The sequence below is a fragment of the Sphingopyxis sp. genome, from assembly GCF_019459305.1.
Taxonomy (GTDB): domain Bacteria; phylum Pseudomonadota; class Alphaproteobacteria; order Sphingomonadales; family Sphingomonadaceae; genus Sphingopyxis.
In genome coordinates, this window is record NZ_JAIBES010000106.1 from 41,177 (window position 1) to 50,169 (window position 8,993).

An 8,993-nucleotide genomic window follows, 5' to 3' on the forward strand; every position below is an offset into this window, starting at 1 on the left:
CCGCGATTCTCGCGCCGCATCATCCCAATCACCGGAGCATAAAATGAGCGAAGCCACCGTATCCGACGAACAACTGCGCCTTTTCATCGAGCGCATCGAACGGATGGAAGAAGAGAAAAAGGGCGTCGCCGACGACATTCGCGACACCTATAACGAAGCAAAATCGCAGGGTTACGACCCGAAAATCATGCGCCAGATCGTTCGCCTGCGCAAATTGCCGGTCAACGACCGCAAGGAAATGGAAGCGATTCTCGACGTCTATAAATCGGCGCTCGGCATCGACTGAGCCCCCGCAACGATCAGCACAGGAGAGTGACGATGTTCAGCACCACCACCAATAGCGTCGAAGGCCATCCGGCCCGCGAATATCTGGGCATCGTCACCGGCGAGGTGATCGTCGGCGCGAACCTGTTCCGCGACCTCTTCGCGTCGATCACCGACATCGTCGGCGGTCGCTCGGGCAAATATGAGGATGTCCTCGCCCGCGCCCGCAAGGAAGCGATCGGCGAGATGGAAGCCGAAGCGGCGCGCCTTGGCGGCAACGCCGTGATCGGCGTCGACCTCGACTATGAAGTGCTCGGCCAGAATGGATCGATGCTGATGGTCAGCGCGTCGGGAACCGCCGTCGTCATCTGACGCGGTTGTCTCTAGGCGGCGCCCGCGGTAGGGCGGCGCCAGCTTATACATTGACCGATGGAGGGTGGCTTGGCCGGCCATAGTAAATTCAAGAACATCATGCACCGCAAGGGTGCGCAGGACAAAAAGCGCAGCACATTGTTTTCCAAGCTCGCGCGCGAAGTCACCGTGGCGGCGAAAATGGGCCTGCCCGATCCCGACGCGAACGCGCGCCTGCGCGCCGCGGTCAACGCCGCCAAGGCGCAGTCGATGCCCAAGGACAATATCCAGCGCGCGATCGACAAGGCGTCCGGCGGCGACGGCGATAATTACGAAGAAATCCGTTACGAGGGCTATGGCCCCGGCGGCGTGTCGCTGATTGTCGAAGCGCTGACCGACAACCGCAATCGCACCGCCACCAACGTGCGCACCGCCTTTGCCAAGAACGGCGGCAACCTCGGCACCTCGGGCAGCGTCGCGCACGGCTTCGATCGCTTGGGGCTGATCAGCTATCCCGCCAAGGCAGGCGACGCCGACACGGTGTTCGAAGCCGCGCTCGACGCGGGCGCCAGCGACGTCGAATCGTCCGAGGACGGTCACGACATCTGGACCGAAATTGACGGCCTGCACGAAGTTGCCAAGGCACTCGAAGCCAAGCTGGGCGAGGCCGAAGGCGTGAAGCTGGCATGGCGCCCGACGCTGAAAAGCGAAATCACCGACGAAGCGACCGCGCAGACGCTGTTCAAGCTCATCGATACGCTCGACGACGACGATGATGTCCAGACCGTATGGGGCAATTACGAGATCCCCGACGCGGTGATGGAGAAATTGGGTTGAACCCAATCCTCCCCACTTGTGGGGAGGTGGCAGCGCAAAGCGCTGACGGAGGGGGGGTGCGACCTGCAACCTCGCTTGAGGCCGCGAGCCCTCTCCACCACCCTTCGGCCTCGCGAGAAGCAACGCGCCCCGCGCGTTCCTTATCGCTCGCTCCCCCTCCCCGTTCCGGGGAGGGACGATGATCATCCTCGGACTCGACCCCTCGCTCAGCTGCACCGGCTGGGGCATCATCCGCGTCGAAGGGAGCCGGATCAGCCACATCGCCAACGGCCAGATCAAGACCGACGCCAAAGCCCCCCTGCCCGACCGCCTTGCGCATCTCGACACGGTGCTTGCCGCAGTCATTGTCGATCATGCGCCGCAGTGCGCCGCGGTCGAGGAGGTGTTCGTCAACGACAATCCCCAATCGACGCTGAAACTCGCCCACGCGCGCGGAGTCGTCCTCCTCGGCTGCGCCCGCGCCAGGCTGACGGTCGGCGAATATGCGCCGCGGCTGGTGAAGAAAGCGATCGTCGGCACGGGCACCGCCGCCAAAGAACAGGTGCAGACGATGCTGCGCGTGCTGCTCCCGGGTGCCAAGGTCGTGGGCGCCGATGCAGCCGATGCGCTGGCGGTCGCTATCTGCCACGCGAACCATCGGCCGCGCTATTAGAGGAATCTCACGCAAAGGCGCGAAGACGCGGAGAAGAAGAGGGCTCACATAAAGACACAAAGATGGCGATTTCGACCGCGGGTCCGCGTCTTCCACTCGGTCGGAGCTGAATGAGCTGCCGGACTTCGTCCCGCCTGCAAATGCCAAGCTCGCGCCAAAGCATAACTGCAGGACAGAAAAAGACCTTCTTTGTGTCGTTGTGTGAGAAGTTCTTTCGCTTCCTTCTTCGCGCCTTTGTGCCTTCGCGTGAGGCCCCTTTCCCTTCCCTGTTCCCTTTTCATTCTCACCGCGCTAGGCAGGCAAGATGATCGCAAAACTCACCGGACGGCTGGACTCCAGCGGCGCAGGCCATGCCGTGATCGACGTCGGCGGCGTCGGTTATCTGGTCGAGGCATCGGCGCGCACCCTCGATGCGCTCGGACCCACCGGCGGCGAGGTCACCATCCACACCGAAATGCTGGTCGGCGAGGATTTCCTCCGCCTGCTCGGCTTCGCCAAGGCCGAGGAACGCGACTGGTTCCGCCTGCTCACCAGCGTCCAGGGCGTCGGTGCGAAGGTCGCCCTCGCGATCCTCTCAGCGCTCGAAATCACCGACCTGCAGCGCGCGCTCGCGAGCGGCGACAGCGCGATGATCGCGCGCGCCAACGGCGTCGGCCCGAAACTGGCACAGCGGATCACGCACGAGCTGAAGGACAAGGCCGGCGCGCTTGGCGGCATAGCGGGCAGCGGCGCGTCCTACATATCCGCCACTCCCGGCCCCCTCGCCGACGCGGTCACCGCGCTCACCGGCCTTGGATTCAAACCCGGCGAAGCGAGCGCCGCCGTTGCGGCGGCGAGCGAGGAATTGGGTGTAGATGTCGGGCTCGATGCGCTGGTCCGCGTGGCGCTCAAGAAAGCTGCGAAGTGACCGACCGCGTCCGCAACGCCTGCTGCCGCTGCGGCCAGATCCGTATCGTCTGCACCGGCGAGCCGATCCGCGTGTCGGTCTGCCATTGCCGCGAGTGTAAGGCGCGGAGCGGCAGTGCATTTGCCGCACAGGTCCGTTTCCCCGCCGAGCAGGTCCGCATCGAGGGCGAAGCGAATGCGCGGGTGTGGCAATATACCGGCGGCAGCGGCAACACCGCCGACTTCTTCTTTTGCGGCACTTGCGGTTCGGGCGTCTGGTACCGCGCGCGGCCCTATTATGACGCCTATGCCATTCCGCTCGGCAATTTCGCGCCGGACCACGGCTTCGTCCCCGACTATTCGGTGTACGAGGACCGCAAGGAGCCTTGGGTTTCGATCACTGGCGATGCAATAGACCATCATGACTGAGCCCGCTGCCACCCGCCGCCCCAAAGCCCTTGCCTTCGACGTCTTTGGCACCGTCGTTGACTGGCGCACCAGCATCGCCCGCGAATCCGCGACCTTTCTCGCAAAGATCGACCGCAGCGACATCGAACCACATGATTTCGCCGACCAGTGGCGCCGCCGCTATTTGCCCGCCATGGCAGGCGTCAGCGGCGGCCAGCGCGGCTTCGTCAAGCTCGACATCCTGCACCGCGAGATGCTGGACGCGTTGCTGCACGATTTGGACATCGACCCCGCGGCGCTCGATCCGGCCTTGCTCGCCGACTGGGCCAACGCCTGGCACCGGCTCGACCCCTGGCCCGATAGCGTCGCGGGCATCGCGCGGCTGCGCACCGCCTTTCCCGTCGTCACGCTGTCGAACGGCAATGTGTCGCTGATGATCGATATGGCGCGCCGCGCCGGGATCATTTGGGACGCGATCCTCGGCGCCGAATATGCCCGCGCGTACAAGCCGCAACCTGCCGCCTATCGCGCGACCGCCGATGCGCTGGGGCTGGCGCCGCGGGAGCTTTGCCTTGTCGCTTCGCATCACAGCGATCTGGCCGCCGCGCGCGGTTGCGGGCTGATCTCCGCCTATATCGACCGGCCCATGGAATATGGCGGTGCCCGCGCGCCCGATGCCGACGCGGCGCAGGATTGGGACTTTAGTGCGGACAGCCTGACCGCATTGGCGGCGCAAATGGGATGCTGATTTGACCGACCTCACCACCCCGATCCGCACCCCCGAGGACGCCGACGCGGCGCTGCGGCCCAAGACGTTGGCGGAGTTCGTCGGGCAGGCGGCGGCGCGCGAGAATCTGCGCATCTTTATCGAGGCCGCCAAGTCGCGCTCGGATGCGCTCGACCATGTGCTGTTTTATGGCCCGCCCGGCCTTGGCAAGACGACGCTCGCGCAGATCGTCGCGCGTGAGCTGGGCGTTGGTTTCCGTTCAACCAGCGGCCCGGTGATCGCCAAGGCGGGTGACCTTGCCGCGCTGCTCACCAATCTTGAAGACGGCGACGTGTTGTTCATCGACGAGATCCACCGGCTGTCGCCCGCGGTCGAGGAAATCCTCTACCCCGCGATGGAGGACCGCGCGCTCGACATCATGATCGGCGAAGGGCCGTCGGCGCGCAGCGTGCGCATCGACCTGCCCAAATTCACGCTGGTCGGCGCGACGACGCGGCAAGGGTTGCTAACGACGCCGCTCCGCGACCGCTTCGGCATCCCGGTGCGGCTCAATTTCTATACGCATGGTGAGCTGGAACAGGTCATTACCCGCGCCGCGCGGCTGCTCGCGCTGCCAATCGCGTCCGACGGCGCACTCGAGATCGCCAAGCGCTCGCGCGGCACGCCACGCATCGCCGGGCGACTGCTCCGACGCGTGCGCGATTTCGCAACCGTTGCAGGGAATGAGATTGTCGATGCAAAAGCCGCCGACGCCGCGCTCAACCGGCTCGAAGTCGATGCGCTGGGGCTCGACGCGATGGACCGGCGCTACCTGACGATGATCGCCGATATTTACCGCGGCGGCCCGGTCGGGGTCGAGACGATGGCGGCGGGCTTGTCCGAACCGCGCGACACGATCGAGGATGTGATCGAACCCTATCTGCTCCAGGTCGGCCTGATCGCGCGGACGGCGCGCGGGCGGATGCTCAACCCCAGCGCGTGGAAGCATCTGGGGCTCAATCCGCCTGCGGGGTCGCAGGACGGTTTGTTCGACAACGGAAAATAGCCGCGTACCTGCAAAGGCAGGGACCAATCACCTGCTATCCGGATTAACCCAGCCGTTCGCGTCAGGGCGCGCCATCGGGTGATGGCCCCCTGTCTTCGCAGGGGCATGAAACACTCGGGAATGTAGCGCATTCCCGCGCTCAACTCGCACAAAACGGCCCCCATCTGCGACAAACCGTTGGTTAGGGGTTTGCGACGAGTCGAAGGCCCGCTATCGATCAACCTCATGGTAAACGCCCCGCCCCCCTTCATCCCCGGCGCTTTCGTCGGAGCGGAGCATCACTATCGGGCGCGCGTCTATTTCGAGGACACTGACCTGTCGGGTATCGTCTATCACGCCAATTACCTGCGCTATATGGAGCGCGCGCGATCGGACATGCTGCGGATCGCCGGCATTGACCAGCGCGCCGCGATGGACGCGGGCGACGGCAGCTGGGCGGTCACCGACCTGACGATCAAATATCGTCGCCCCGCGCGGCTCGACGACGACCTGCTTGTCGTCAGCACGGTCGAAGCGGTGCGCGGCGCCAGCGTGATCATCGCGCAGCGCATCCTTCGCGGAACTGACACGTTAAGCGGCGAGACATTGACCGACGGGCACGTCACTGCCGCCTTCCTGTCGCCCGAGGGTCGGCCGCGCCGCCAGCCCGGGGGCTGGGCCGACCGCTTTACTGCCATCATGAATGGAGAGAAAATCCCTTGCTAGACAATATCTCGCTGGCCGCCGACGCGGCGACTTTGTCCCCGGTCGCGCTGTTCCTCCAGGCCGACATCATCGTGAAAGCGGTGATGATCGGGCTGCTGCTGGCGTCAGTCTATGTCTGGGCGGTGATCCTCACCCACGGCCGCAGCGTCAGCAAATTGATGCGCGCGTCCGAAAATTTCGAACGCGATTTCTGGCGCGCCGACAACATCGACAAATTTTTCGACAAGAATGGCAGCGAGGAACTGCCAAGTGCGAAGGTGCTGGGCGCTGGGATCAGCGAATGGCGCCGCTCAACCAAGACCAAAAATGTCGATCGTGATGGTACGCGCGAGCGTCTCGGCATCGCGATGAACAGCGCGGTCGCGGGCGAAGTCGACCGGCTCGCCGAAAAGATCGGCACGCTGGCGACGATCGGATCGGTCGCGCCCTTCGTCGGGCTGTTCGGCACCGTGTGGGGCATCATGCGCAGCTTCACCGCGATTGCGGCCGAGAATAACAGCAGCCTTGCGGTCGTCGCGCCCGGCATTGCCGAGGCGCTGTTTGCGACCGCGATCGGCCTGTTTGCCGCGATTCCCGCGGTCATCGCCTACAACGCTTTCTCGCAGCGGCTGAACCGGCTTGAATCGCGCCTCGGCCGCTTCGCCGACGGACTGCACGCGACCTTCAGCCGCGAGCTTGAGGTGGACGCCTGATGGCGATGACCGGTCCCTCGGGCGGCATTGGCGGGCGGCGCGGTCGCGGCCACCGCCGCGCCCCGATCGCCGACATCAATGTTACCCCGCTCGTTGACGTCATGCTGGTGCTGCTGATCATATTCATGATCACCGCGCCGCTGCTCGCCTCCGCCGTGCCGATCGACCTGCCCGAAAGCCGCGCCAAGCCGGTCGAGACCGAGGAACAGGAGCCGGTGCAGCTGTCGATCAACGCCGACGACACGCTGTATATCGGCGAAGAGGTGGTGCCCGAGGCCGAGCTTCCGGCGCGGCTCGACGCGATCGCGCGCGAACGGCAGGGCGAGGACAAGCCGCGCCAGATTATGCTGCGCGCCGACAAGGGGCTCGATTATGGCCGCGTGATGCGCGTTATGGGCGAGCTCAACCGCGCCGGCCTGACCCGCATTTCGCTGGTAACGACGGGCGCCGAGGGCGCCGCCGAAAGCGCGCCCACCGCCGCAGCCGCGGTCACCGACGGTTCAGAAACGGGGCAATAGGGTCGCATCATGGCCGCAACACGGGCAATGAGGGGGAACGAGGGACGCGGCATCGCCATCGCCGTGGCGGCGCATGTCGTGATCATCGCCCTGCTTTCCGTGCAGTGGACTGCGGGCGAACGGCGTTTCGACAACCCGCCAATGGAGGTCGACCTGATCGCCGAAACCGCGGTGCAATCGACCGCGCCGGTGATCAGCGAAAACCCGCCCGCGGCGCGGCTGGGCGAAGAGGATCTGACCGACATCGCCGCGCCCGAACCGACGCCCGCACCACCGCTGCCCGAACCGATCGTCCGCCCGACGCCTGCCCCGACCCCGAAGCAGGTGGCGCGGCCGAAGGCGCAGCCCAAACAGACCCCGCCCGCAGCGGCCAAGGCGCAGCCCAAGGCCGCGCCCAAGGCGCCGCCGGCCAAAAACCGCCCAGCGCGCCCGACCGGGCGCCTCGACGGCATCGCCGAGGGGCTTTCGAAGTCGCAGCCCAAGACTCCCGCGAGCAAGGGCGCCCCCGCCGCCGCGACCGCGGCCGAGGTCAAACGCTCGATCGACGTCAGTATCAAATCGGCGGTCCGGCCGCGCTGGGACAGATGCCAGGTTAGCGGCTTTGATGCCGATAAACTGGAGACCGAAGTCAAGTTTCGCCTTACAACTTCGGGAGCCTTGGGCGGATTCACCAGCGTCACCACAACTGGACAGAATGACAGCAACAAGAATCTGGTCCAACGCCATCAGGAATGCGCCAAACGCGCCGTCGAACTCGCCGCGCCCTTCGATCTGCCCGAGGACAATTACAGCTTCTGGCAGAATTATACGCTCGATTTCATCAAGAGGTAAGCCAATGTTCCTCCGTCCGATCAGCCTCTCGCTCGCCCTGCTGCTCACTGCCACACCGGTTGCCGCGCAAACGACGACCGCACCGACGCCGCCTGCGGTCGCGCTGACCGAGCCGCGTGAGACGATCGAAGGCACGCTGTCGAACGAGCGCACCGTTATCGCCATCCCCTCGCTCGCAACCTCATCGGTGCAGACCGTCGCGGGCCTGCGCACCGACAGCCTTGGCCGTCAGATCGCCGAAGTCATTGCCGCCGACCTGGAACGCAGCGGTCTGTACGAACCCGTCGGCCCCGGCGGCGTCCGCGCGATCACCCGCGCCGAGGTGCAGGCGCCGCGTTTTGCCGACTGGCAAGCGCGCAATGCCGAAAATGTCGTGCATGGCTTCGTCGATGCCAGCGGTACGGGTGGGCTGGTCGTCGGCTGTTACCTCTATGACACCGCGCTGGGCAGCGAACTGGTCCGCAAGGGGTTCGAGATCCAGCCGTCGGACTGGCGCCGCGCCGCGCACAAATGCGCCGATGCCATCTATTCGCGCCTGTCAGGCGAGGCGCCCTTCTTTGACAGCCGCGTCGCCTATATCGCCGAGAGCGGGCCCAAAGGGAACCGCATCAAGCGCCTCGCGATCATGGACAGCGACGGCGGCAACCACCGCTTTATCACCAATGGTCAGGCGCTGGCGATTTCACCGCGATTCTCGCCCGACTATAAAAAGATCGTGTACGTCAGCTATCTGAACAATCGCGTTCGCGTGTTCATCTACGACGTTGCTACAGGGTCGCAGAAGCTCGTCACTGAGAGCGGCAACGCCACCTTTGCGCCGCGCTGGTCGCCCGACGGCACCCAGATCCTCTATTCGATGGCGGTCGGCGGCAACACCGACATCTACCGCATCTCGTCCAGCGGCGGCACTCCGGTTCGGCTGACCAGCACCCCGGGCATCGACGTCGGCGGCAGCTTCTCGCCCGACGGGCGCAAGATCGTGTTCGAAAGCGACCGCTCGGGCAGCCAGCAAATCTATACGATGAACATCGACGGGTCGAACCAGCAACGGATCAGCTTTGGCGGCGGCCGCGCCGCG

At 65.2% G+C, this 8,993-nt stretch carries 13 protein-coding genes; all 13 read left to right on the plus strand.

Going from position 1 to position 8,993, the window contains the following annotated elements; all coding sequences use genetic code 11:
* The first annotated feature begins 43 nt into the window (after window positions 1-43).
* Window positions 44-286 carry a DUF2312 domain-containing protein gene (locus K0M74_RS12855; RefSeq protein WP_088441254.1) on the plus strand — a complete coding sequence of 81 codons (243 nt, stop codon included), beginning with the start codon at window positions 44-46 and terminating at the stop codon, window positions 284-286.
* A gap of 32 nt (window positions 287-318) precedes the next feature.
* Window positions 319-636, plus strand: coding sequence for a YbjQ family protein (locus tag K0M74_RS12860; RefSeq protein WP_293972951.1), 318 nt, complete (start codon window positions 319-321; stop codon window positions 634-636).
* A 69-nt stretch (window positions 637-705) separates the two neighbouring features.
* The gene (locus K0M74_RS12865) at window positions 706-1,452 is read left to right on the plus strand and encodes a YebC/PmpR family DNA-binding transcriptional regulator (RefSeq protein WP_088441532.1); all 747 of its coding nucleotides are present in this window, start codon (window positions 706-708) and stop codon (window positions 1,450-1,452) included.
* Window positions 1,453-1,630: 178 nt separating this feature from the next.
* Window positions 1,631-2,104 (plus strand): crossover junction endodeoxyribonuclease RuvC, encoded by a 474-nt coding sequence (gene ruvC, locus K0M74_RS12870; protein ID WP_293972957.1) that lies wholly within the window; start codon window positions 1,631-1,633, stop codon window positions 2,102-2,104.
* A 304-nt stretch (window positions 2,105-2,408) separates the two neighbouring features.
* Window positions 2,409-3,011 carry a Holliday junction branch migration protein RuvA gene (gene ruvA / locus K0M74_RS12875; protein WP_293972960.1) on the plus strand — a complete coding sequence of 201 codons (603 nt, stop codon included), beginning with the start codon at window positions 2,409-2,411 and terminating at the stop codon, window positions 3,009-3,011.
* Window positions 3,008-3,418: a GFA family protein gene (locus K0M74_RS12880; protein ID WP_293972963.1), complete on the plus strand. Its 411-nt coding sequence runs from the start codon at window positions 3,008-3,010 to the stop codon at window positions 3,416-3,418. Before ruvA ends, K0M74_RS12880 begins: the two co-directional genes overlap by 4 nt.
* Window positions 3,411-4,145: a haloacid dehalogenase type II gene (locus K0M74_RS12885; protein ID WP_293972966.1), complete on the plus strand. Its 735-nt coding sequence runs from the start codon at window positions 3,411-3,413 to the stop codon at window positions 4,143-4,145. The genes K0M74_RS12880 and K0M74_RS12885 overlap by 8 nt, the downstream gene beginning before the upstream one ends.
* Window position 4,146: 1 nt before the next feature.
* The gene (gene ruvB, locus K0M74_RS12890) at window positions 4,147-5,169 is read left to right on the plus strand and encodes a Holliday junction branch migration DNA helicase RuvB (protein WP_293972969.1); all 1,023 of its coding nucleotides are present in this window, start codon (window positions 4,147-4,149) and stop codon (window positions 5,167-5,169) included.
* Between the two features lie 225 nt (window positions 5,170-5,394).
* Window positions 5,395-5,874, plus strand: coding sequence for a YbgC/FadM family acyl-CoA thioesterase (locus K0M74_RS12895; protein WP_293972972.1), 480 nt, complete (start codon window positions 5,395-5,397; stop codon window positions 5,872-5,874).
* Window positions 5,868-6,566, plus strand: a complete 699-nt coding sequence (gene tolQ, locus K0M74_RS12900; protein ID WP_293972975.1) for a protein TolQ — start codon at window positions 5,868-5,870, stop codon at window positions 6,564-6,566. The genes K0M74_RS12895 and tolQ overlap by 7 nt, the downstream gene beginning before the upstream one ends.
* Window positions 6,566-7,084, plus strand: coding sequence for a protein TolR (gene tolR, locus K0M74_RS12905; protein WP_293972977.1), 519 nt, complete (start codon window positions 6,566-6,568; stop codon window positions 7,082-7,084). Before tolQ ends, tolR begins: the two co-directional genes overlap by 1 nt.
* 27 nt (window positions 7,085-7,111) lie before the next feature.
* Window positions 7,112-7,915: a hypothetical protein gene (locus K0M74_RS12910; RefSeq protein ID WP_293972980.1), complete on the plus strand. Its 804-nt coding sequence runs from the start codon at window positions 7,112-7,114 to the stop codon at window positions 7,913-7,915.
* A 4-nt stretch (window positions 7,916-7,919) separates the two neighbouring features.
* The coding region (gene tolB, locus K0M74_RS12915; protein ID WP_293972983.1) for a Tol-Pal system protein TolB at window positions 7,920-8,993 on the plus strand (1,074 nt) is incomplete at its 3' end.

Excerpts from the sequence above, each read along its gene's own strand:
- K0M74_RS12855 (WP_088441254.1), top strand. The coding sequence starts at position 44 with ATGAGCGAAGCCACCGTATCCGACGAACAACTGCGCCTTTTCATCGAG.
- K0M74_RS12860 (WP_293972951.1), top strand. The coding sequence starts at position 319 with ATGTTCAGCACCACCACCAATAGCGTCGAAGGCCATCCGGCCCGCGAA.
- ruvC (WP_293972957.1), top strand. The coding sequence starts at position 1,631 with ATGATCATCCTCGGACTCGACCCCTCGCTCAGCTGCACCGGCTGGGGC.
- ruvA (WP_293972960.1), top strand. The coding sequence starts at position 2,409 with ATGATCGCAAAACTCACCGGACGGCTGGACTCCAGCGGCGCAGGCCAT.
- K0M74_RS12885 (WP_293972966.1), top strand. The coding sequence starts at position 3,411 with ATGACTGAGCCCGCTGCCACCCGCCGCCCCAAAGCCCTTGCCTTCGAC.
- K0M74_RS12895 (WP_293972972.1), top strand. The coding sequence starts at position 5,395 with ATGGTAAACGCCCCGCCCCCCTTCATCCCCGGCGCTTTCGTCGGAGCG.
- tolR (WP_293972977.1), top strand. The coding sequence starts at position 6,566 with ATGGCGATGACCGGTCCCTCGGGCGGCATTGGCGGGCGGCGCGGTCGC.
- K0M74_RS12910 (WP_293972980.1), top strand. The coding sequence starts at position 7,112 with ATGAGGGGGAACGAGGGACGCGGCATCGCCATCGCCGTGGCGGCGCAT.